This is a genomic window from Sphingomonas sp., from assembly GCF_019635515.1.
Lineage (GTDB): Bacteria > Pseudomonadota > Alphaproteobacteria > Sphingomonadales > Sphingomonadaceae > Sphingomonas.
The window spans coordinates 881,314-903,255 of sequence record NZ_JAHBZI010000002.1 but is presented as its reverse complement, the minus strand read 5'-3'; the positions used below and the strand labels follow the sequence as shown (position 1 = coordinate 903,255).

29 protein-coding genes are annotated in these 21,942 nt (G+C 65.5%); 14 read left to right on the top strand and 15 right to left on the bottom strand.

Features of this window, described 5'->3' with window-relative positions; genetic code table 11:
* Positions 1 to 24: 24 nt before the first annotated feature.
* Positions 25 to 261, top strand: a complete 237-nt coding sequence (locus tag KF730_RS16790) for a hypothetical protein (RefSeq protein ID WP_294099450.1) — start codon at positions 25 to 27, stop codon at positions 259 to 261.
* Positions 262 to 349: 88 nt separating this feature from the next.
* Here KF730_RS16790 and KF730_RS16785 read toward each other — a convergent pair whose 3' ends face one another.
* Positions 350 to 739 carry a MerR family DNA-binding protein gene (locus KF730_RS16785; RefSeq protein WP_294099447.1) on the bottom strand — a complete coding sequence of 130 codons (390 nt, stop codon included), beginning with the start codon at positions 737 to 739 and terminating at the stop codon, positions 350 to 352.
* A gap of 43 nt (positions 740 to 782) precedes the next feature.
* Between KF730_RS16785 and KF730_RS16780 the strand changes: the two genes are divergently transcribed.
* Genes KF730_RS16780 through KF730_RS16765 form a run of 4 tightly spaced genes read left to right on the top strand, consistent with a single transcriptional unit; the run spans position 783 to position 4,626 of the window.
* Entirely contained in the window at positions 783 to 1,538 is a 756-nt protein-coding gene (locus tag KF730_RS16780; protein ID WP_294099444.1) for a MauE/DoxX family redox-associated membrane protein, read from the top strand.
* Entirely contained in the window at positions 1,538 to 2,830 is a 1,293-nt protein-coding gene (locus KF730_RS16775) for a hypothetical protein (protein ID WP_294099442.1), read from the top strand. The genes KF730_RS16780 and KF730_RS16775 overlap by 1 nt, the downstream gene beginning before the upstream one ends.
* 41 nt (positions 2,831 to 2,871) lie before the next feature.
* Complete coding sequence (locus tag KF730_RS16770) at positions 2,872 to 4,137, top strand: nucleotide pyrophosphatase/phosphodiesterase family protein (RefSeq protein ID WP_294099916.1); 1,266 nt, start codon at positions 2,872 to 2,874, stop codon at positions 4,135 to 4,137.
* Positions 4,138 to 4,176: 39 nt separating this feature from the next.
* Entirely contained in the window at positions 4,177 to 4,626 is a 450-nt protein-coding gene (locus KF730_RS16765; protein WP_294099441.1) for a MaoC family dehydratase, read from the top strand.
* 146 nt (positions 4,627 to 4,772) lie between these two features.
* Here the strand turns inward: KF730_RS16765 and KF730_RS16760 are convergent, their stop codons facing one another.
* The 4 genes from KF730_RS16760 to KF730_RS16745 are packed head-to-tail and all read right to left on the bottom strand — an operon-like array spanning position 4,773 to position 7,601.
* The gene (locus KF730_RS16760) at positions 4,773 to 5,609 is read right to left on the bottom strand and encodes a cytochrome c1 (RefSeq protein ID WP_294099440.1); all 837 of its coding nucleotides are present in this window, start codon (positions 5,607 to 5,609) and stop codon (positions 4,773 to 4,775) included.
* Positions 5,610 to 5,624: 15 nt separating this feature from the next.
* A complete protein-coding gene (locus tag KF730_RS16755) occupies positions 5,625 to 6,914 on the bottom strand; it encodes a cytochrome b N-terminal domain-containing protein (RefSeq protein ID WP_294099439.1) in 1,290 nt (429 codons plus the stop codon).
* A gap of 11 nt (positions 6,915 to 6,925) precedes the next feature.
* Positions 6,926 to 7,477: a ubiquinol-cytochrome c reductase iron-sulfur subunit gene (gene petA / locus KF730_RS16750; RefSeq protein WP_294099436.1), complete on the bottom strand. Its 552-nt coding sequence runs from the start codon at positions 7,475 to 7,477 to the stop codon at positions 6,926 to 6,928.
* The gene (locus KF730_RS16745; protein WP_294099433.1) at positions 7,464 to 7,601 is read right to left on the bottom strand and encodes a hypothetical protein; all 138 of its coding nucleotides are present in this window, start codon (positions 7,599 to 7,601) and stop codon (positions 7,464 to 7,466) included. Before KF730_RS16745 ends, petA begins: the two co-directional genes overlap by 14 nt.
* A gap of 46 nt (positions 7,602 to 7,647) precedes the next feature.
* Between KF730_RS16745 and KF730_RS16740 the strand changes: the two genes are divergently transcribed.
* The 4 genes from KF730_RS16740 to KF730_RS16725 are packed head-to-tail and all read left to right on the top strand — an operon-like array spanning position 7,648 to position 10,358.
* The gene (locus KF730_RS16740; protein ID WP_294099430.1) at positions 7,648 to 8,106 is read left to right on the top strand and encodes a tRNA (cytidine(34)-2'-O)-methyltransferase; all 459 of its coding nucleotides are present in this window, start codon (positions 7,648 to 7,650) and stop codon (positions 8,104 to 8,106) included.
* Between the two features lie 37 nt (positions 8,107 to 8,143).
* Positions 8,144 to 8,875 (top strand): hypothetical protein, encoded by a 732-nt coding sequence (locus KF730_RS16735; RefSeq protein WP_294099427.1) that lies wholly within the window; start codon positions 8,144 to 8,146, stop codon positions 8,873 to 8,875.
* 41 nt (positions 8,876 to 8,916) lie between these two features.
* Positions 8,917 to 9,771: an oxygen-dependent coproporphyrinogen oxidase gene (gene hemF, locus KF730_RS16730; protein ID WP_294099425.1), complete on the top strand. Its 855-nt coding sequence runs from the start codon at positions 8,917 to 8,919 to the stop codon at positions 9,769 to 9,771.
* Positions 9,762 to 10,358 (top strand): GNAT family N-acetyltransferase, encoded by a 597-nt coding sequence (locus KF730_RS16725; RefSeq protein WP_294099422.1) that lies wholly within the window; start codon positions 9,762 to 9,764, stop codon positions 10,356 to 10,358. Before hemF ends, KF730_RS16725 begins: the two co-directional genes overlap by 10 nt.
* On the opposite strand, the gene KF730_RS16720 is transcribed toward KF730_RS16725, so the two are convergent.
* Together KF730_RS16720 and KF730_RS16715 are read right to left on the bottom strand one after the other, a co-directional pair.
* Positions 10,325 to 11,062, bottom strand: a complete 738-nt coding sequence (locus KF730_RS16720; RefSeq protein WP_294099419.1) for a hypothetical protein — start codon at positions 11,060 to 11,062, stop codon at positions 10,325 to 10,327. The genes KF730_RS16725 and KF730_RS16720 overlap by 34 nt on opposite strands.
* On the bottom strand, positions 11,059 to 11,889 hold the full coding sequence (locus KF730_RS16715; RefSeq protein WP_294099418.1) for a hypothetical protein: 831 nt from the start codon (positions 11,887 to 11,889) through the stop codon (positions 11,059 to 11,061). The genes KF730_RS16720 and KF730_RS16715 overlap by 4 nt, the downstream gene beginning before the upstream one ends.
* 120 nt (positions 11,890 to 12,009) lie before the next feature.
* Between KF730_RS16715 and lipB the strand changes: the two genes are divergently transcribed.
* The 3 genes from lipB (at position 12,010) to KF730_RS16700 (ending at position 13,861) form a co-directional block, all read left to right on the top strand.
* Positions 12,010 to 12,669: a lipoyl(octanoyl) transferase LipB gene (gene lipB, locus KF730_RS16710; protein ID WP_294099416.1), complete on the top strand. Its 660-nt coding sequence runs from the start codon at positions 12,010 to 12,012 to the stop codon at positions 12,667 to 12,669.
* Between the two features lie 97 nt (positions 12,670 to 12,766).
* Positions 12,767 to 13,003 carry a hypothetical protein gene (locus KF730_RS16705; RefSeq protein ID WP_294099414.1) on the top strand — a complete coding sequence of 79 codons (237 nt, stop codon included), beginning with the start codon at positions 12,767 to 12,769 and terminating at the stop codon, positions 13,001 to 13,003.
* 171 nt (positions 13,004 to 13,174) lie between these two features.
* Complete coding sequence (locus KF730_RS16700; RefSeq protein ID WP_294099412.1) at positions 13,175 to 13,861, top strand: hypothetical protein; 687 nt, start codon at positions 13,175 to 13,177, stop codon at positions 13,859 to 13,861.
* 3 nt (positions 13,862 to 13,864) lie between these two features.
* Here the strand turns inward: KF730_RS16700 and queE are convergent, their stop codons facing one another.
* The 7 genes from queE to KF730_RS16665 form a co-directional block, all read right to left on the bottom strand.
* A complete protein-coding gene (queE, locus tag KF730_RS16695) occupies positions 13,865 to 14,497 on the bottom strand; it encodes a 7-carboxy-7-deazaguanine synthase (protein ID WP_294099410.1) in 633 nt (210 codons plus the stop codon).
* Positions 14,494 to 15,177, bottom strand: a complete 684-nt coding sequence (gene queC / locus KF730_RS16690; protein ID WP_294099408.1) for a 7-cyano-7-deazaguanine synthase QueC — start codon at positions 15,175 to 15,177, stop codon at positions 14,494 to 14,496. The genes queE and queC overlap by 4 nt, the downstream gene beginning before the upstream one ends.
* A gap of 147 nt (positions 15,178 to 15,324) precedes the next feature.
* Positions 15,325 to 15,726: a hypothetical protein gene (locus KF730_RS16685; RefSeq protein WP_294099407.1), complete on the bottom strand. Its 402-nt coding sequence runs from the start codon at positions 15,724 to 15,726 to the stop codon at positions 15,325 to 15,327.
* A gap of 92 nt (positions 15,727 to 15,818) precedes the next feature.
* A complete protein-coding gene (locus KF730_RS16680) occupies positions 15,819 to 16,742 on the bottom strand; it encodes an Hsp33 family molecular chaperone HslO (protein WP_294099404.1) in 924 nt (307 codons plus the stop codon).
* Between the two features lie 39 nt (positions 16,743 to 16,781).
* Entirely contained in the window at positions 16,782 to 17,246 is a 465-nt protein-coding gene (locus KF730_RS16675) for a hypothetical protein (protein WP_294099402.1), read from the bottom strand.
* Between the two features lie 2 nt (positions 17,247 to 17,248).
* Positions 17,249 to 18,163 carry an ornithine carbamoyltransferase gene (gene argF / locus KF730_RS16670; protein WP_294099399.1) on the bottom strand — a complete coding sequence of 305 codons (915 nt, stop codon included), beginning with the start codon at positions 18,161 to 18,163 and terminating at the stop codon, positions 17,249 to 17,251.
* Positions 18,164 to 18,292: 129 nt separating this feature from the next.
* Positions 18,293 to 19,489, bottom strand: coding sequence for an aspartate aminotransferase family protein (locus tag KF730_RS16665; protein ID WP_294099398.1), 1,197 nt, complete (start codon positions 19,487 to 19,489; stop codon positions 18,293 to 18,295).
* 125 nt (positions 19,490 to 19,614) lie between these two features.
* Between KF730_RS16665 and KF730_RS16660 the strand changes: the two genes are divergently transcribed.
* Positions 19,615 to 20,334: a hypothetical protein gene (locus KF730_RS16660; protein WP_294099395.1), complete on the top strand. Its 720-nt coding sequence runs from the start codon at positions 19,615 to 19,617 to the stop codon at positions 20,332 to 20,334.
* A 3-nt stretch (positions 20,335 to 20,337) separates the two neighbouring features.
* Positions 20,338 to 21,066, top strand: a complete 729-nt coding sequence (locus KF730_RS16655) for a biosynthetic peptidoglycan transglycosylase (RefSeq protein ID WP_294099388.1) — start codon at positions 20,338 to 20,340, stop codon at positions 21,064 to 21,066.
* Here the strand turns inward: KF730_RS16655 and KF730_RS16650 are convergent.
* Entirely contained in the window at positions 21,056 to 21,898 is an 843-nt protein-coding gene (locus KF730_RS16650; RefSeq protein WP_294099385.1) for an ABC transporter permease, read from the bottom strand. The genes KF730_RS16655 and KF730_RS16650 overlap by 11 nt on opposite strands.
* Positions 21,899 to 21,942 lie beyond the last annotated feature (44 nt).

Here is a 21,942-nt window from a genome sequence, read left to right as displayed (position 1 = left end):
ATCGTCATCGTCATCGTCATCGGCGTGACGATCGCCTTTGCGCATGAGGGAATGCGACAGGATCGCGAGGAAGCGGCCTATCGCACCCGCATGATCGCCGCGCTCGGCCCCGATCCGGCGAAGATGTACGAAGCGGGCAAGCTGCGACCGGAGTTCACGGCGCATGTCGATCAGCTTCGCGATCTGCTGACAATGAACGCCAATCTGACCGGGCAGGCGACCGAGCTTCGCGGCAAGTTGAGCGCGTTCCTGAAGCGGTGACGGGGGCGCCTCATCGCGGCTCCATCTCCGACGCCAACCACGGGGAGCGCCGCCTGCAGCACCGCGGCGGCGAACAGCCCCCGCACCGTCAACGCCCCTCGAACGCCGTCAAGATCGGACATGGTCCCTGCTCGCCCTTGCCGCATTCGTGCGCGAGCTTGCGCAGCGCGTTTCGTGCGGCATCGAGTTCGGCGATCCTGGCGTCGAGCGCGGCGATGCGTTCGCTGGCGAGTTCCCGCGCGCGGGTGCGGTCGTCGGTGGCATCGAGCGCGAGCAGCTCGCCGATCTGCTCGAGCGTGAAGCCTGCCGCCTGTGCCGAGCGGATGAAGCGCAGCCGCCGCAGCTCCGGATCGCCATAGCGGCGAATGGCGCCGAAGCGTTCGGGTTCATCGAGCAGGCCGCGACGCTGATAGTAGCGGATCGTCTCGACCCCCACCCCGCCCGCTTCCGCCAGCTTTCCGATCGTCAGCCCCGTCACGCGCTTGACTCCGTACCATGCTACGGAAGCTATATAGGCCGGCATGACGACCGAATCAAAGCGCGCGACGCTCTATCGCATGGTCATGCCCGGACATGTCTGTCCCTATGGCCTGAAGTCCAAATGGCAGCTTGCGCGCCATGGCTATGCCGTCGACGACCGTTTGCTGCGCACGCGCGCCGAAGTCGATTCCTTCAAGGCCGAGCACGGCGTGAAGACCACGCCCCAGACCTTCATCGACGGGGTCCGCATCGGCGGCAACGACGATCTGCGCCGGTTTTTCGGGCATCGCGGCGCCGCCCCCGGCGATACCAGCTACCGGCCGGTGATCGCGGTGTTCGGGATGACGGCGCTGATGGCGATGGCGGCGAGCCATGCGGTGAGCGGCGATGCGTTCACGATCCGCGCCGCGGAATGGTTCGTCAGCTTCAGCATGATCGTGCTGGCGATGCTCAAGCTCCAGGATGTCGAGCGCTTTTCGACGATGTTTCTCAATTACGATCTGCTGGCGCGGCGATGGGTGCCCTATGCCTATCTCTACCCGTTCGCCGAGGGGCTGGCGGGTGTGCTGATGAGTGCCGCTGTGCTGAACGGGCTGTCGGTGCCGGTGGCGCTGTTCATCGGCACGATCGGCGCGGCTTCGGTGATCAAGGCGGTCTATATCGACCGGCGCGAACTCAAATGCGCCTGTGTCGGCGGCTCCAGCAACGTACCGCTGGGCTTCGTCTCGCTGACCGAGAATCTGTTCATGATCGGCATGGCGGCGTGGATGCTGTTTCGCCCGATGGGAGGGATGTGATGCGCGCGGCGCTGATCGCTCTCGCCCTGCTCGCCCCCGGCATCGCCGCCGCGCAGGATCATTCGATGCACGACATGCCGATGCCCGCGCCCGTCCCCACTTCGGACCCCGCGCCCCAGGAGCATTCGATGCACGGGATGGCGATGGCGAAAGAGCCGGCCGCCAACGCCGCGCCGGGCTCGGGCACCGCACTGCTCCCCGCCGCCGAGGGCGCGATGCACGGGCTGCATCTTGCCGCCGGTGACTGGATGGTGATGGCGCATGGCTCGCTCAATTTCGTCTACACCGATCAGGGCGGGCCGCGCGGCGGCGACATGGCGCTGGTCCAGTCGATGGCGATGCTCAGCGCCAGCCGCCGCTTCGGCGATGTCGGAGTCGAATTCCGGGCGATGGGCAGCCTCGAGCCGGCGATGGGCCGGCGCGGCTACCCCAATCTGTTCGCGACCGGCGAGACGGCATATGGCCAGCCGCTGGTCGACCGTCAGCATCCCCACGACCTGTTCATGGAATTGTCGGCGCGGATCGACCTGCCGGTCGCAGCCGGTGTCAGCGCCTTCCTCTATGGCGGACCGGTAGCCGAGCCGGCGCTGGGGCCCAGCGCCTTCATGCACCGCCGCTCGGCGCGCTATCTGGCGCTGTCGCCGATCGCACATCACTGGTTCGACAGCACCCATATCACCTATGGCGTGGTCACCGCCGGGGTGAAGGGACGAACGCTCCAGCTCGAAGCATCGGCATTCAAGGGTCGCGAACCCGACGAGGCCCGCTGGGGCATCGATGCGCCAAAGCTCGATAGTTGGAGCCTGCGCGCGACCTATACGCCCTCGCCCAACTGGGCGGTGCAGTTCAGCCATGGCCGGCTCGAATCGCCCGAGGCCGGCCATGCCGGCGCCGACGAACGACGCACCACCGCCAGCGTCCATTATGCCCGTGGCGGGCTTTCGGCGATGCTGGCGTTCGCGGCGAAGGATCGCGTGCCCGGGAATACGCTCACCGCGTTCGTTGGCGAGGCGAACTGGGACATTGGCCGGCATCACAGCCTGTTCGGCCGCGTCGAGAATGTCGCCAATGACGAGCTGTTTCCCGACCATGCCGATCCGCTCCACGATCGCAGGTTCCGGGTGACGCGCTTCGAGGGCGGCTATGCGTATCGCATACAGCTGAGCGACAAGGCGCAGCTGGCACTGGGCGGAAGCCTGGCCGCCTACGCCAAGCCGAGCGCGCTCAACGCCGCCTATGGCCGGGCGCCGCTGAGTGGGACGCTGTTCGCGCGACTGTCGCTGGGAGATTAGGAGACTTCCGCCCGCAACAAAGCGGTGTCAGAATGAAGCCCATGCGCTGGACCTCCAAACTCGCCGCCGCGGCGTTCGCGATCCTCCTTCCGCTTTCTGCCGCCGCGCGGACTCCCGCCCCGGCACCGGTTGCCGCCAAAGCGCGCGCGCCGGTCACGATCCTGATCTCGATCGACGGCTTCCGCAGCGATTATCTCGAGCGCGGCGTCACGCCCAATCTCTCAAAGCTCGCGGCCGAGGGCGTCACCGCGCCGATGCACCCGAGCTTCCCGAGCAAGACCTTCCCCAATCACTGGACGCTGGTCACCGGGCTGCGCCCCGACCGCCACGGCATCACCGCCAACAAGATGAAGGATGCCGGGCAACCCGACGTGACCTTCACCATGTCCAACGACGATCCTTTCTGGTGGAACGCCGCCGACCCGATCTGGGTCGATGCCGAGAATGCGCATATCCGCACCTCGACTTCCTTCTGGCCCGGTTCGAACGTCGCGATCGGCGGGCACAAGGAGAAACCGGGCGATTGGGAAGCAATCGGCGGCACCCGCCCGTCGGACTGGGCCCAGTTCAACCAGTCGATCACCGGCGAGCAACGGGTCAACGGCGTGCTGGATTGGCTGCGGCGGCCCGCCGCGATCCGCCCGCGCTTCGTCACGCTCTATTTCAATACCGTCGATGATGCCGGCCATGATTTCGGCCCCGACGATGCGCGTACCACCGAAGCGGTGGCCAAGGTCGACGCCCAGATCGGGATGCTGGTGCAGGGCCTTCGGCAACTCGGCCAGCGCGCCAACCTGGTCATCGTCGCCGATCACGGCATGGCGGCGACCAGCAGCGAGCGGGTGATCGCGCTCGATCAGATGCTGGCGCTCGACACGGTCGACGTGCTGGAGACCGGCCCGTATCTTTCGCTCACCCCGGTCGCCGGACAGGAGGCGCTGGTCGAAAAGGCATTGCTCGGCAAGCACCCGCACGCCGAATGCTGGCGCAAGGGCGAGATCCCGGCCCGCTTTCATTACGGCACCAATCCGCGCATTCCGCCGATTTTCTGCCTCGCCGAGACCGGCTGGCTGTTCAACAAGAGCGTCCCGACCAAGAGCTTCAGCGCAGGCAATCATGGCTGGGACAACATGGCGCCCGAGATGACCGCCCTGTTCATCGCCAGCGGCCCCGCGTTCCGCGCGGCGAAGCTGCCCGCGTTCGACAATGTCGATGTCTATCCGCTGCTGCGCGACCTGATCGGGCTGCCGGCGAAGCCGGGCGTGGATGGCACTGACGCGGTGTTCGCAAAGACGATGCGACGCTAGGGACTTGCCAAATACCAGTTTCTATCCGAAACTGACTCCATGCTTTATTTCGATGATATCCAGCCCGGCATGAAGCGCAGCTTCGGCCGCTACGAAGTCACGCGCGAGGAGGTGCTCGACTTCGCCCGGAAATACGATCCCCAGCCCTTCCATTTGTCCGACGAGGCGGCGGCGCAGACGCATTTCAAGCGGCTCGCGGCGAGCGGCTGGCATACATGCGCGATGACGATGGCGATGTTCGTCGAGGAGATGAAGGCCAACCCGCAGGCGAGCCTGGGCGCGGCGGGGATCGACGAGCTGCGCTGGCTCAAGCCGGTTTATCCCGGTGACGTGCTGCGCTGCGAGACCGAGGTACTGGAAGTCACGCCCTCGCGCAGCCGCCCGGAAATGGGCAGCGTCCGCAGCCAGATGCGGACTTTCAACCAGGACGATGTCCAGGTGCTGAGCTTCATCTCGCTGGGACTGATCGGGCGGCGACCGGCGGGGTAGTCTTCATCCCGGCGAAAGCCGGGCCCCGGAGCCAAACAGGGAGTCGCTGGGTAACCCTGGGTCCCGGCTTTCGCCGGGATGACGAACAAAACAAAAAGGCCGAAGCTTTCGCCTCGGCCTTTTCTGTTTCACGGCTCAGGCGAAGCTCAGTGCTTCACGCCCTTCCACACGGTCAGGTACGCGCCATAGGCGAGACCCGTCGCGAAGAGCAGGAACAGGATCACCGCGAAGCCCGCCGACTTGCGGCTCTGGGCGTGCGGCTCGGCGGTCCAGACGAGGAATGCCGAGACGTCCTTCGCCATATTATCCACCGTCGGGCGGGTGCCGTCGGCATAGGTCACCTGGCCCTCGCCGGTCAGCGGCGGCGGCATCGCGATGTTGAGGTTCGCGAAATAGGGGTTGAAGTGCATGCCCTCGGCCGGCTTGGCGAACTCGGGGAAATGCTTGAGCGCTTCTGGCGAAGGCTTCTCGTCATAGCCGGTCAGCAGCGAATAGACATAGGCGCCGCCATCGTGGCGAGCCTTGGTGATCAGGCTGAGATCGGGCGGGCTGCCGGTGCCGGCATAATAGACCTTCGGCAAACGGTCCGACGCGAGGTTGTCGCGCTCACCCCAGGTGCCGCCCTTCTCGTCGAACACCGGCTGCTTGGTGCCCCAATCCTTGGCGATCTTCTTGATCTCGGCTTCGTTGTAGCCAATGCCGTGAAGCTCGCGGAACGAGACCGAATGGAGCGAGTGGCAGGTCGCGCAGACTTCCTTGTAGACTTGGAAGCCACGCTGCAGCTGGGCGTTGTCGAACTTGCCGAAGAAGCCGTCCGAGGCGAGCTTGAGCTCCTTGGGGGGCTTGTGCATCGCGTGCTCGGCGGTTTCCGCCGCCGGGTTCTGGATCAGATCCTTGACGGTGCCGAAGAGCGCAAGCCCCAGCACGAAGACGAAGCCGCCCCCGATGAGGAACTTGATCGAGCGGATGAAGATCGGAAGCATATTCCTGTTTTCCCCTTACGCGCTCAGCGCCGTCTCGGTCACCCGCGACCCGCCCTTTTTCGCCAGCACCGCCTCGGTGATCGAGTTGGGCAGCGGCTTGGGACGTTCGAGGCGCGAGATGATCGGTACGATGATCAGGAAGTGCGCGAAATAATAAGCGGCGGTGATCTGGCTGGTGATGACGATGCTGGGCGTCGCCGCCGAACCGCCGCAATAGCCGAGGATCAGCACGTCGAGCACCAGCAGCCAGAAGGCGATGCGATACATCGGGCGGAAATTGCCCGAGCGCACCGGCGACTTGTCGAGCCAGGGCAGGAAGAACAGGATCAGGATCGATCCGAACATCGCCACCACACCCCACAGCTTCGCCGGGATGATGAAGTCGGCGGTGAAGGCGCGCAGGATCGCGTAGAACGGCCAGAAATACCATTCGGGCACGATGTGCGCCGGCGTCGAGAGTGGGTTCGCCGGGATATAGTTGTCGGGGTGACCCAGATAATCCGGCAGCACGAAGATGAAGATCGAGAAGACGATCAGGAACACGCCGACCCCGAAGCCGTCCTTGGCCGTGTAGTATGGGTGGAACGGCACGGTGTCCTGCTCGCCCTTCACTTCCACGCCGGTCGGGTTCGACGAACCCGGAATGTGCAGCGCCCAGATGTGGAGGATGACCGCGCCGGCGATGACGAACGGCAGCAGATAGTGGAGCGAGAAGAAGCGGTTGAGCGCGGCGTCGTCGGGCGCGTAGCCGCCGAGCAGCCAGACGCGGACCCAGTCGCCAACGACCGGGATAGCCGAGAAGAAGCCGGTGATGACCTGCGCGCCCCAGAAGCTCATCTGGCCCCAGGGAAGGACATAGCCCATGAACGCGGTCGCCATGGTCAGCAGGAAGATGACCACGCCAAGCAGCCACACCATCTCGCGCGGCGCCTTGTACGAACCGTAATAGAGGCCGCGGAACATGTGGATGTAGATGACGGTCAGGAACATCGACGCGCCGTTGGCGTGGGCGAAGCGCAGGAACCAGCCGGCGTTGACGTCGCGCATGATGCCGACATTGACCGAATCGAACGCGCCGGCGGCCGACGAGTGGAAGTGCATCGCCAGCACGATGCCGGTGACGAGCTGACAGACCAGCGCGACGCCGGCGAGCACGCCGAAGTTCCAGAAGTAATTGAGGTTGCGCGGGACCGGATAGCCGGCGCCAACCGCGTTATAGACGAACCGGGGAAGCGGGAGCTTCTCGTCCAGATACCGCATCAGCGGGTTCTTCGGTTCGTAATGCTTTGCCCAGGGGAAGCTCATATCTCGCTACCTCAACCGACCACGACGACAGTGTCGGACGTGAAATTATACTCCGGAACCTCGAGGTTCTTCGGCGCCGGACCCTGACGGATGCGGCCGGCGGTATCGTAGGCAGAGCCATGGCACGGGCAGAAATAGCCGCCGAAGGGCCCACGATTCTCGCCTTCGCCCGCGCCCAGCGGCACGCAGCCGAGATGGGTGCACACGCCGAGCGTTATCAGCCAGTTGGTCTTGCCCTCTTTGGTCCGCTGCTCGAGCGTCTGCGGGTCGCGCAGGCTGGAAACGGGCACGGCATCGGCCTGGGCGATTTCCGCCGGCGTCAGGTTGCGGACGAACAAGGGCTGCTTGCGGAACTGGGTCTTGACCGCCTGGCCCGGCTCGATCGCCGAAACGTCGATCTCGGTCGACGACAGCGCCAGCACGTCGGCCGACGGGTTCATCGAATTGACCAGCGGCAGGACCACGACACCTGCGCCGACCGCCGCCACGGAGGCCGCGGCATAGGTCAGATAATCGCGCCGCCGCGGATTCTCGATACCTGCCGTATCGTCAATAGTTGCCATGCTTCAGCCCTTGCACTTCGAAACTTTCCGCGACGGTTGCGCGGGTACGGACGGTGAGCCGCCCGGTTGCCCCCGGTGGCTTGGGGCGCTGATAGACGCGGGGACGCGCCTTTGCCAACAGCATTTTGACGCACTTGTTGCCGCATAGCCGGGAGCGCTAGGGGGCGGCGATGCGCATCGCCCTTTTCCAGCCCGAGATCGCCGGCAATGTCGGTGCCGTCCTGCGTACCGCCGCATGCCTTGGCGCCGGGGTCGACCTGATCGAGCCGATGGGTTTTCCGTGGAGCGACAAGAAGCGGAAGCGCTCGTCGATGGACTATGAGGATCATGTCGAGATCGTCCGCCACGCCGACTGGGACGCGTTCGCGGCGCAGGTATCCGGGCGGCTGATCCTGTTCTCGACCAAGGGCGGCAAGTTCCTGCACGAGACCCGGTTCGAGACCGGCGACACCTTGTTGTTCGGATCGGAAAGCGCCGGCGCTCCCGACCATGTCCACCTCTGCGCGGACCAGGTGGTGCGGATCGCGATCAATCCGGCGGTGCGCTCGCTGAACCTCGGCGTATCGGCGGGAATCGCGCTGGCCGAAGCGGTGCGGCAGACCCATGGCTGGCCTTCCACTGGCGGATGAGGCGCGCTAAGCCTCTGCCAAGAGGGGGATTTGGCGGATGCGGCGGTTCTGGAACTGGCTGACCAGCGAGCGCGCCAAACCGTTGCGCGATGTCGGCAGCATCGTGCTCGGCGTGCTGATCGCGCTCGGCATCGGCGAGATCGCCGACGATGTCCGCTGGCGCTTCAAGGTACGCGACGCCGAGACGGCGATGCGGGCCGAGCTGGGCGCAATCCGCCGCACGCTCAACGAGCGGCTCGCCGCCAATGACTGCATCATGCGCCGGCTCGACGCGATCGGCGGCGTGCTGCGCGCGGCGGCGGCGGGACAGCCGGTGCCGAAGCTCGCGAATCTCGCCGCTCCGCCCTATCGACTGATCGAGAACACCGCCTTCGAAGTCGCCCGCGACGAAGGCGTATCGCTGCACATGCCGCGGGAGCGGTGGCGGATGTATGCCGCCGCTTACGGCATGGCATCGGGCTTCTATGGCAGCTTCGCCGATCCCGAACGCGCGCGCTGGGACACGCTGCGCCTGCTCGATTCCACGCCGGGTACGATCAGTTCCGATCTGGCATCGACCCTGCTGGTGGCCTGGAGCGAGGCCCGCGCATATGCCCTGCGTCAGAATGCGCTGGCGATGCAGAGCGACAAGGCGATCGCCACGCTCGGGGTGCCGATCGACTGGCAGTTCGACATGGACGAAGGTGACCCGCGCAGCCTCGCCGAGCAAAAGGCGCGTTATGCCGAGGGTGCGATGTGCAAGCCGCTGATCACCCCTGGGGCAGTTTGACATATCGACTTGCCCCCGCCGCTGCGGATAGGGACGCCGGCATGAAGCCGCTAGACACCCAGCAACAGACCGCCCGCACCTGGTTCGAATCGCTGCGCGACCAGATCTGCGCCGAATTCGAGAGGGTGGAACGCGAAGCCGGATCGGACGCCAGGTTCGAATACCTCGCCTGGGACCGCACCGATCCCTCGGGCGAACCGGGCGGCGGCGGTGTGCGCGGGGTGATGAAAGGCAAGGTGTTCGAGAAGGTTGGGGTCAACGTCTCGACCGTCGGCGGCACCTTCGAGGGCGATTTCGCCAAGACCATCCACGGCGCGGGCGAAGACCCGAGTTTCTTCGCCACCGGCATCAGCCTGGTCGCGCATATGGCCAATCCGCATGTGCCGGCGGTGCATATGAACACGCGCTTCCTGTGCACCGCGAAACGCTGGTTCGGCGGGGGTGCGGACCTCAATCCTCCGATTCCATATGAAGAGGACACCGCCGACTTCCATTCGGTTCTGAGGTCAGCCTGCGACATGCATGACCCGGCGCATTATCCGCGCTTCAAGGAATGGGCCGACGACTATTTCTACATCCCCCACCGCAAGGTCCATCGCGGCGTCGGCGGGATCTTCTACGATCACCTCGACAGCGCCGAACCAGCGGCATGGGACGCGAACTTCGCCTTCACCCAGGATGTCGGCCGCGCGTTCCTCGACATCTATCCGCGCCTCGTGCGGCGGCGGATGGCGATGGCCTTCACCGACGCCGACAAGCAGCGCCAGCTCGAATGGCGCGGGCGCTATGCCGAATTCAACCTGATCTACGACCGGGGGACCTTGTTCGGACTCAAGACCGGCGGCAATGTCGATGCGATCCTGATGAGCCTGCCGCCGATCGCCGCATGGGCCTGACGCCGGTTGCCGACGATCAACTGGCGACGGTGGTCACCGCGCTGGAAATGGTCCAACGTCCGCGGCCTCGTCCCCTTCCCGCCTCGCCGTTCCGGCTGGTCCACTGGCCCGCGCCCGACAGCGAGCGCTATCGCATCCTGTTCCGGCGCGTCGGCGGCCCATGGCTATGGTATTCGCGGCTGGCGATGGACGAGGAACGGCTGCGCGCGGTGCTCGATGACACCGGGATCGAAGTCTATGCGGCGGTCGATCGCGCCGGAATCGAGATCGGCATGGTCGAGCTCGATTTCCGCACCGAGGGCAATTGCGGGCTCGCTTATTTCGGGCTGATACCCGAGCTGGCCGGCAAGGGGCATGGCAACTGGATGATGGGCCACACGCTGGCCCTGGCATGGCGCAAGGAGGTACGCCGCGTGTGGGTGCACACCTGCACCCTCGATCATCCGGCGGCGTTGGGCTTCTACCGCCGCCACGGCTTCACGCCCTACAAGCGCACGCAGGAAACCTTCCCCGATCCGCGCCTGCTCGGGCTGTTGCCGCTGGAAACCGCGCCTCAGATTCCAGTGCTGGGCCCGGTCCGCCGATAAGCGGCGACGCGGATCAGGCCCATAGTCACCCAGGCGATTCCGCCAATGATGGCGATCAGCGCATAGCCGGCCATTTCGAGCGCGATATTGTCGCCGACCGCCGCGCCGAGCAGACCCAGCAACACGCTGCCGAGCAAGATCGCGAACACCGCGGCCATCACCGTGACCGTCGCGGCACCGATCAGCGCCAGCCAGCGCAGGCCGTCGCTGCGCTGCCAGCCCTGCCGGAACGCACCGGCCAAACCCTGTTCCGGGTTCGCCGCCAGCGCCGGCACCGCCAGCCAGGTACGCCCGAACGCGAACAGCCCGGGCAGCACGAACAGCGACATGCCGATGCCGAACAGAATCGCGGCGATCAGGTCGATGGCGATGAACGGCACCAGCCGCCGCAGCGTGATCGCCAATGTCTCGCCCAATGTCCGCTCACCCGGCTGCAGGAACAGTACGAACAAGGCGAAGGTGCCGAAATCGATCATCAGATTGGCGAGCAGGAACGACAGCAGATTGTCGCTATAGAATTTCCGCACGGCTTCGTTGAGCTTCACCGGATCGGGATCGGCGGGCAGCCCGCCCTGCGCCATCAGGAACAATATCCCGAGGATCGGCACGACGAAGAACACGCCGGCAATGGCGCCCAGGATATCGCGATGATTGCGCCACATCGCTCTGGCATCGGCGAACACGCCGGAAAGCGAGAGCCTCATGCCGTCGCCGGGGACTCGCCCAGCCCCATCGCCGCGGTGAGCGCCAGATACAGTTTGGCGGTGAAGGCCGGGATCAGCACCGTGAACCCGGTCTGGACCGCCGCGACGACGATCGATGTCAACACGCCCGCCAGGTTGACGCCGGCGCGGTCGCCGCCCGCGATCAGCGCGAAGACGCTGCCGAACACGGTGTTGGCGGCAAGCCACGAGACCCAGGCGAGCAGCACGAACAGGATCATGACGCCAATGATGCGCCAGGTCAGGCCGCGCGTCAGCTTCCACGACTGGGAGAGGGCGCTGAGCCAGCGGCCTTCACGGACGATCACCGCCGTGGTGACGATCAGCCGCGCCCCCAGCCACAGGAACAATATGACGAACGCGATCAGATAGAGTGCGACGAAGCTGGCCAGCCCGGTCGAGAGCTCGAAATCGCGGCCCTGCGCGATCGCCACCACATCGACGCCATTGGCGCTGAGCACCGCAGGGATCGGCAGCAACAGCGCGAGGATCGCGGCGAAGCAGACGATCGCGACGAGCAAGGCGGCCGGCAGGCGCTTGCCCGCGATCTTGGTGGCGTTTTCGCTGTCCGCATTGTCAAAGGCCATCGCGGTCACAGCGAGCGTGCCCCACACCGTCAGCGCGCCGAACGCGATCTGGATCAGTTGCAGGGCGAGGATCAGCCCGGGGCTGGCGCCATCCATCGCCGCCTGGAAATTGCCTTCGATCGAGGCAGGCACGAAGAACGCCAGCAGCGCGACCGGCAGGATCGCGGCGATATTGTCGGTCAGAAATTCCGCCGTCCGGTCCCAGACGGTGCCCATCTTCACCATTGCCGCCCAGTTCCCCTTAGCAAACGGTCGCCTGATCGCTCGCCGCCCGTGTTAGCCGCCGCGCAATCCCTTGCCAATGCTTGCTTAAAGCCGCGCGAACGCGCAATCGGCGCGGCGATGCATGCCGATATCGAATGGCGGGTCGAGCCCGCGCCGATCGACTATGGAACCGCCCTCGCCGAGATGGAGACGCGCGCCGCCGCCGTGACCGCGCATCAGGCGCGCGAACTGGTGTGGCTGCTCGAGCACCCGCCGGTCTACACCGCCGGCACCAGCGCCAATGATCCCGCCGAATTGCTCGATCCCCGCTTCCCGGTGCACCGTACCGGCCGCGGCGGGCGCTACACCTATCACGGCCCGGGCCAGCGCATCGGCTATGTCGTGATGGACCTGCGTGCCCGACGCCGCGACGTGCGCTGCTATGTCCATGCGCTGGAGGGCTGGGTGATCGCGGCGCTCGGCGCTTTCGGGATCGAGGCGTTCCGCGCGCCCGGACGGATCGGCATCTGGACGATCGACCAGTCAGGCCAGGAGGCCAAGATCGGCGCGATCGGGGTGCGCATCCGGCAATGGGTGACCCTCCATGGTTTTGCCGTGAACCTGAACCCGGACCTGTCGCATTTTGGCGGAATCGTGCCCTGCGGCATTCCGGAATTTCCCGTAACCAGCGCGGCGGCTCTGGGGCTGGACGTTACGGCCGCCATGTTCGACGCGGCGCTTTCGGACACTTTTTTGCCATTTTTGGACGCGTTGGCTGTGGAAATGTCGAAATCGTGACTTGAGGACCGCTATCGAAACGTCTAATGCCTATCACGGTTTGGGTTATTCACTGCGGTTCCGCCGTGCCAAATCCATTATCTAGGGAGCTATTCTAATGCGTGCAGTCATCTCCACCGTCGCCATCGTTGGCGCCGCTCTCCTCGCCTCGGCTTGCACCAGCACCGAGACCACCAACGTCACCAACACCACCGAAGTGGTTCCGGTCGAGAACGTCATTTCGACCGACACGATGGTCACCTCGAACATCGACAGCGCCGCTCCGGCTGGCAACGTCACCGAGACGACGACCACCAACACCACGACGACCAACACCACTGGCAACGCCATGTAATCACGCGCAAGCGTGTGTTGGACAAAGGGCCGCCCGGGCAACCGGGCGGCCCTTTTCTTATGCGACTGGCCGCATTCGCGGGCATTGTCGCGACTGTCCCGAAAAAAGGGGCTTGGGCGCCGAGTCGAAAACCCCTAGGCGTGGCAACACACTGTAAAAGTAGAGGGCAAGATGCTCGTTCCGCGTATCGTATTCGCGCTGGCCGCTGGAACCGGTCTGTTCGCAGCCGCACCCGCTTCGGCGCAATTCTTCCTGAAGCCGGCGACGCTGGCCACCGAACGTGTCACGGGCACCGAGCCGGGCATGACCGGTCCCGCCTTGCCGGGCGCGACCGCGGGCGAGTTGCGCGCCGCCTTGGTTTGGAACCTGCGCGCCGCGCTCAACGTCGCCGCGCTGCAATGTCAGTTCGAACCGACGCTGCTGACGCTCGATTATTATAACGCCGCGCTCAAGGATCACGCGGTCGAGCTGCGCGATTCCTACGCGGTGCTGGAGAAATATTTTGTGCGGACCGCGCCGAGCAAGAAGGCCGGTCAGACCGAACTCGATAAGTTCGGCACCCGCGTCTATTCGGGCTTCTCGACCGTGGGTGGCCAGCTGTCCTTCTGCCAGACCGCCGGCTCGATCGGCCGCGACGCCGTGTTCACGCGGCCCGGCAAGTTCGGTGATCTCGCCCAGGATCGCATGCGCGAGCTGCGCGACAGCCTGCGCCCGTGGGGCGAACAGTATCGCGCGCCGCGCTTCAATCCGACGATCCTGTACCGCTCGGTCACCTTCCCGCCGTTCGGCAAGGACAGCTGCTGGAAGAATAGTGAATATGTGTCGAAGAAGTGCGGGCCACTGTCGATCGGCTATTAAGGTCTAGCGCAGTCCGAGCATTTTGTGCGCCTGCAGCGTCAGACGCCACTTCGGCCGCGCCATCGCCAGCGCGATCGCAGCCTCGATGTTCGCCTCGGCAACATCGCTGTCCATCGGCTGGATCAGGAAATGGGCGAAGTCCCAGCCCTCGATCGCGTCGAGGTCGCTGCCCGCTTGCGGCCAGACCAGCTTGAGCTCATCGCCCGAACGCTGCACCACCTCGCTCCCGGCCTTGGGGCTGATGCACACCCAATCGATGCCGGGATGCGCGGGCAGGGTTCCGTTGCTCTCGATGGCGATGCGGAAACCGCGGGCATGGAGCGCATCGACCAGAGCATCATCGACCTGAAGCATAGGCTCGCCGCCGGTGAGCACGACGAAGCGGCGCTCGAGACCTTCGCCCCAATGCCTCTCGACCGCATCCGCCAGCGCCGCAGCGGTGGCGAACTTGCCGCCGCCGAGCCCGTCGGTGCCGACGAAATCGGTGTCGCAAAACCGGCAGATCGCGGTGGCACGGTCCCGCTCGCGCCCGGACCAGAGATTGCACCCGGCAAACCGCACGAACACCGCGCGCGCGCCGGCATTCACGCCCTCGCCCTGGAGCGTGAGGAACATTTCCTTGACCGTGTAGCTCATGGCACTGCGGCGTATCGCGTGGGATCGGGCAGGCCCGCCTCCTCGAAACCTTTCGACCGGAGCCGGCAGCTGTCGCACAGCCCGCAATGGAGACTGCCCGGCGCGGGATCGTAGCACGACCAGCTCATCCCCGCATCCAGACCCAGCCGCGCCGCCTCGCGGACGATATCGGCCTTGGTCATATGCTGGAGCGGCGCCTGGATGGCGAACGGCTTACCCTCGACGCCGGCCTTGGTCGCCAGTTCGGCCATCGTTTCGAAGGCATGGATGAATTCGGGGCGGCAATCGGGATAGCCGGAATAATCCAGCGCGTTGACGCCGATATAGATGTCGCGCGCACCCGCCGCTTCGGCCCAGCCGAGGGCGAGGCTGAGAAAGATGGTGTTACGCGCGGGCACATAGGTGACCGGGATATCGTCACCCACTCCGCCCTTCGGCACGTCGATATCGGCGGTCAGCGCCGATCCGCCGAACGCGCGCAGATCGAGCGGCATCACGACGTGACGCTCCGCACCGAGGGCGGCCGCGATCCGCCGCGCCGCCGCCAACTCGACCTGATGGCGCTGGTTATAGTCGATCGACAGCGCCAGCAGCCGGTGCCCCTCCTCGCGCGCGCGCGCGGCGCTTACCATCGAATCGAGGCCGCCGGAAACCAGGGCGATCGCAACACTGTCAGTCATGCCGGGTTCGCTAGACGCGTTTGCTCCCCAAATCAAAAATGGGCCACCCGAAGGCGGCCTAGGTTCAGGAAAAACAATGCCAGAGAGGAGGCTCCCGAAAGGAGCGACCGCCACGGTAGCGCGCTATGAATGAAGAAAGCGTAAAGCTCAGCAGGCGCCGATCAGCCGGCCTTCATATTGCTCGGAAAAGGGCGAGCCATCGAGCACCCCCTGCGTATCGAGGCTGAACAGCTTGCCGCTCTCCACGGTCAGCGTCGTGCGGCCATTGCCGCGACCATTGCAGGTGTAGCGGATCGTGGCGGTGCGGGCGCCGTTCTCGACCACGAAATGCTCGCACTGCGCCGGCCCGTGCTGGATCTGGAGCAGGGTGGCGGGATTGGTCAGGCACAGCTTGCGGACCGCGCCACTGGCGTCGCGCAATTGCCACTGGCCGCGCTCGATCGCGCGCGTCGCGGTCACGGTTTCGGGACGCTGCGCTGTCGCGCCGCCGCCGCCGAACACCAGCAAGGCGCCGGCCGCCGCCGGGCGCAAGAACTGCCTAGGACTCATAACCCAACTCCCCGCCCCCGGGTGAAAGCACGCCGGTGCCCCGCCGAATCACGCACTTGTCTAGTCAATGGATATGCCGTGCGATTGCCGAATTACAACGGCGGCGAAATGAAATCAGCGGCCCGAACCGGGAATTGTTTCGAGCAGAACGCGCAATCCACTGAGATCACGCCATTCTCATCGGCCATGGTGGCGCGTTCGGCTTCGGGGAATTTTCCCAATACTTGCAGGATGTAATCGCCATCGCAGCGGCATCCGCGCGATAGAGCGATCCCGCCGATGACGCGCACTTCGGGCTCTTCGTTGAACAGCCGCCAAACCAACGTCTCAAGCGGAATTTCAGGATCGGCGAGCTCATCCGCGCCCATCGTCGATGCCAGCGCCTCGACATGCTCCCATTCGGGATGGTCGAGCCGGGTGTGGAGCCGTTCTCGGCCTTCCTCGCCTTCGGGAAGGTGCTGGAGGAACAGCCCGCCTGCGGTCAGCTTGCCGGCGGTGTCGCGCCGCACGCCAATGCGCACCAGACTCGGGATCTGCTCGGACTGGAGGAAATAGCTCTGCGCGGCGTCACCCAGCGAATCGCCGTCGAGCGGCACGATCCCCTGATAGCGCTCCTTGGTGACGGCCTGATCGAAGGTAATCGCCAGATAGCCCTTGTTGAACAAGGCATAGAGCGACGGACTGTCGCCGAGCGTCGCCAGCCGCTCGGCATCGAACTGGACATAGCCACGCAGCTCGCCGCCCTTGTAGTCGCACACCAGCAGGCTGACGATGCCGCCCTGGGCCTGCGCCTGCAGGGTCATCTGCCCCTCGGCCTGCTTGAGCATCGCGCCGAGCATCGCCGTCAGGGTCAGCGCCTCGGCGAGCAGATTCTCGATCGGCGCGGGATAGGCGTGCGCCGAGAGGATCTCGTCCAGAACCGGCCCCAGCCGCGCGACACGGCCCCGCGCGTGGCGTTCGGGCAGCGTGAAGCCGAGGGTGCGGTCGAGTTCGGGTGCGGGAATGTGGTTTTCCATTTCAGCGGCGAAATGGGGTTTCGCTCGCGCGAAAGCAACTCAGGCCCGTGCCGCCCGGCGTCCGTCCGAAATGCTCCCCGCCAGCCATAGCGGCCCGCCCACCGTCGCTAAGGCGAGCGCAGTGTAGGACAGCACGCAGACCACCTCATACCAGAAGAACGGCTGCGGAACGCCCTTCTCCCACTGACTGAGCGCGCTGGTCGATAGGATGTCAGCGCCGATCGCCAGCAGAAACAGCATCGCGCTGCCCAGCGCAGCCGCGAGACCCCATCGGGCCAGCGGTTGGCGCGCTTTACCGGCAAGGAACCAAACCGCGGCGGATATGCCGCCAGCAATCGCCACGAGGCTCAGCGTATTCCTGACCTGCCGTTCGACATTGGGTGGGTAGGTCAGGAAACTATCCGCCGGAAAGGCCTGCATGCCCGCCATCAGCAGCAACGCCCACACCAGCCCGCACGCCACCAGCGCAAGAATCGCGCAGGCAGCGATGCGGAGTGCGGTCATGCTCAAATCTGCCCGAAGCACCAGCGCAGCACCGATTTCTGGGCATGGAGCCGGTTCTCGGCCTCCTGCCAGATCAGCGATTGCGGACCGTCGATCACCGCTTCGGTCACTTCCTCGCCGCGATGCGCCGGCAGGCAGTGGAGGAACGCCGCGCCGGGCTTGGCCGCCGCCATCAGCGCCTCATCGACCTGGAAGGGCATCATCGCCGCCAGCTTGGTCTCGGCATGCGCCTGGCCCATCGAAATCCAGGTATCGGTAACGACGACATCGGCGCCCTCGACCGCTTCCCGCGCGGTGCCGACCACGCGGGCGCGGCCCTTGCCCAGCGCGACGTCGCTGTCGCTCGGCTGATAGCCTTGCGGGCACGCCGCGACGACATCGAAGCGCATCAGCCCGGCCGCCTCCATGATCGACGCCAGCACATTGTTGCCGTCGCCGAGCCACGCGACCTTGAGCCCCGGCAGCGGCCGGCCGCTTTCGATGATCGTCAGCAGATCGGCCATGATCTGGCAGGGGTGCGAGGCGTCGGTCAGCCCGTTGATCACCGGCACGCTGGCAAACTCCGCCATATCGACCACCTTCTGGTGATCGTCGGTGCGGATCATGATCGCGTCGACATAGCCGGAGAGGATGCGCGCGGTATCGGCGATGCTCTCGCCGCGGCCGAGCTGCATCGATCCCGCATCCATGACGATCGAAGTCCCGCCCAATTGGCGGATCGCCATGTCGAACGAGACGCGGGTGCGCGTCGAGTTCTTCTCGAACACCATCGCCAGCACGCGGCCGGCCAGCGGCGCATCGGCATCCACCTTGCCCTTGGGCCAGCCGGCACGTGCCGCCTTGCGGTCGATCGCATCGGCCAGCATCGCCGCGACGCCTTCAGGCCCGGCATCGGCGAGATTGAGGAAGTGGCGCATATCTAGATCCTCCCCGGCACGGGGAGGTGGCGGCGCGAAGCGCTGACGGAGGGGGCTATCCTCCCGCGATTCGCTTGCCCACCACGCCCCGCGAGCGCGGTCCCCCTCCCCGTTCCGGGGAGGATCGAATCAGTCATCGCTCGGCGGCGCGAACGACCGCGCTCCCGCACTCAGCCGCTCGACGCATTCGGCGATGTGATCCTCGTTGATGACCAGCGGCGGCAGCACGCGGAACACATTCTCGCCCGCCGCCACGGTCAGCAGCCCGTGATTGTCGCGCAGATGCGCCACGAAGTCGCGGCTGACGACACTGTCCTTCATCTTGATCCCGAGCATCAGGCCCTTGCCGCGGATTTCCTCGAACAGATGATCGTGATTGGGGATCAGCTGCTCGAACGCGGCGCGGAGGCGGTCGCCCATCTTCTCGACGTGCGGCAGGAAATCGGGCTCGAGCATCACGTCGAGCACCGCCTGCCCCGCCGCCATCGCCAGCGGGTTGCCGCCATAGGTCGAGCCGTGGGTGCCGATCACCATGCCCTTGGCGGCCTCTTCGGTGGCGAGGCAGGCGCCGAGCGGGAAGCCGCCGCCGATGCCCTTGGCCACGGTCATGATGTCGGGGGTGATGCCGTAATGCTCATAGGCCCACATCTTGCCGGTGCGGCCATAGCCGCACTGGATCTCGTCGAGGATCAGCAGCAGGCCATGCTCGTCACACGCCTTGCGCAGGCCCTGGATGAATTCGGGGGTGCCCGCGGTCATGCCGCCTTCGCCCTGCACCGTCTCGACGAGGAAACCGGCGGTCTCGCCGTCGATCCTGGCGAGCGCGCCCTCCAGATCGTTGAACTTCACATAGTCGAAGCCCGGCAGCAGCGGCTCGAAGCCGTCGCGCATCTTGGCCTGGTCGGTCGCCGAGATCGCGCCAATCGAGCGACCGTGAAAGGCGTTCTTGAAGGTGATCAGCTTGTGGCGCTGCGGATTGCCGCCCACGTAATGATAGCGCCGCGCGGTCTTGATCGCGCACTCAATCGCCTCGACGCCGCTGTTGGTGAAAAACACCGTATCGGCGAACGAGTTATCGACGATCCGCTGCGCCAGCGCCTCGCCCTGCGGGCTGCCATAGAGGTTCGACACGTGCATCAGCGTCGCGGCCTGATCGGCAATCGCCTTGGTCAAATGCGGATGGCCATGACCCAGCGCGTTGACGGCGATGCCCGCGGCGAAATCGAGATATTGCTCGCCCTGCTCGCCATAGAGATAGACGCCCTCGCCTCGCACCGGCCGCACACCGCACCGTGGGTAAACGGGCATGAGCGGGGTGATAGGCACGTCGCATCTCCTTAAACGAAAAAAGCGGCCATCGGGGCCGCCGGAAGCCGCTTTTACGGAGTGGTTGGAGGGAGCGCAACACCGCGCCCCGAGGATCGTTTCGGCCCCATATAAGTTTAGGGCATATGCCCAAATTCCTCGAACAATGGACCGTCCAGCCGCATGAAGCGCTGGAGGAGATCGACGACGGCATCCTTACCGTCGCGGGCGAGATCGTCATGCCACTCGGCCGCTTTCCACGGCGGATGACGGTGGTCCGGCTGGCGGGCGGCGGCTCGCTGATCTGGAGCGCGATCGCGCTGAACGAGCGCGAAATGAAGCGCATCGAGGGCTGGGGTGAGCCGCGCTTCCTGATCGTCCCCAATCAGGCGCACCGGCTGGATTCGCGGATCTGGAAACAGCGCTACCCCGCGATCAAGGTGATCGCCCCGCCCGGCGCACGCTCGGCGGTCGAGGAAGCCGTTTCCGTCGATGCGGCCAGCGATGTGGTCCACGACCCCCAGATCGGCTTCCATCTCGTCGAACAGAAAGCGCAGGAATTCGCGCTCACCGTCCAGCGCGCCGCCGGCACCACGCTGATCGTCAACGACAGCATCGGCCATGTCCGGCACCCACACGGGATCGGCGCCTGGATCATGGCGCGGCTGATGGGCTTCGGCGTATCGGGCCCGCAAGTGCCCCGTGTCGTCCGCCGGATGATGATCGACGACCCCAAGGGTCTCGCCCGCCAGTTCCGCCGCTGGGCGGAAATCCCCGATCTCAAGCGGATCATCGTCAGCCATGGCGAGCCGATCGCCGGCGATCCCGCCGGGGCGCTGCGCAAACTCGCCGCCTCACTCGATTGAAAAATGGGACAATTCCTGCCCAAATGGCCCATCGACAGCGTGCCGCCGCCCGATATGGTCGGCGGCGGGGGTTTCATGTTCCGCTCGTGCCTGTTCCGGCTCCTTTCGGCGCCGCTCTTCATGCTCGTCCTGCTCGGCGCCTATGAGGGCGTCGTGGTGTGGCGCGCCCAGCAGCGCACCCCCGCGATCCTCGCCGCCGCCAGCCGCCCGTTCAAGCTCGCCGAGCTTCCCGAGAGCCGCCGCGCGGCGCTGCTCGCGGTCGAGGACCCCGGCTTTTACAGGCATCACGGCGTGGACTTGTGGACCCCCGGCGCCGGGCTCACCTCGATTCCCCAAGCCTTGGTCAAGCGACTCTATTTCGGCGATTTCAAGCCGGGGTTCGCCTCGATCGAGCAGGCGCTGATCGCGCGATACGCCTTCGATCCGGCGCTATCCAAGGACGACCAGCTCGAGCTCTTCCTCAACCAGGCGAGCTTCGGCAAGGTCGATGGCCGGGAGATCATCGGCTTCCCCGCCGCCGCGCGCCTCTATTACGGACGCGACATGGCGGAACTATCCGAGCGCGAATATCTGAGCCTCGTCGCGATGCTGATCGCTCCCGGCATGCTCGATCCGCGCGAGCACGAAGCCGCCAACGAGCACCGCGTCCGCAAGATCGAAGCGTTGCTCGCCGGCCGCTGCAAGCCCGCCAATCTGTTCGACGTGCAATATGGCGAATGCCCTAGCTCTTGATCTTCCAGCCGCTGCGCAGGAGCGCGTAGCAGACGAGCCCGAGGACGATGTCGAGCCCGAGGATCACCGCGCTGCCCAGCACGATCGGCGAATCGGCGACGCCGAGAAAGCCGTAGCGGAAGCCCGAGATGATGTAGAAAAACGGATTGGCGTGGCTGATCGCCTGAAACACCGGCGACAGCCGCTCGACCGAATAGAAGGTGCCCGAAAGCAGCGTCAGCGGCCCGACGACGAAGTTGGTCACCGCCGCGGCATGATCGAACTTCTCGGCCCAGACCGAGGTCAGCACGCCCATGAACGACAGGAATATCGATCCGAGCAGGCCGAACCACAGGATCGCCCAAAGATGATGCGGGGTGACCGTTACCCCCGGCCACAGCGCCATCGCCAGCCACACCGTGGCGCCGACGCAAAACGCCCGCGTCACCGCGCCGCCGACCATCGCCGCGAGCAGTTCCGCGGTCGAAAGCGGCGGCATCAGATAATCGACGATGGTCCCCTGGATCTTGCCGACCAGCAGCGAGAAGCTCGAATTGGCGAAGGCGTTGTTGAGCATGCCCATCATGATCAGCCCGGGCGCGATGAAATCGGGGAAGTGAATCTCCTGCCCCTGCAAGCTCACCGTCCGCCCGCCGCCGCCGAGCGCGACTGAGAAAATGACCAGAAACATCAGCGTCGTCACCGCCGGCGCCCACACCGTCTGGAGCTGCACCTTGAAGAATCGGCGCACCTCCTTGATATAGAGGGTACGAAGCCCTCCCCAATTTACGTTGCGGATCACCGGAACGCCGGGCTCGGGAAGGTTTTGACCGATTTCAGGCTGGCTGGACATTGCGGGCTCGCGTAACCGCTGCCCGCGCTGGCTGCAAGACGAAG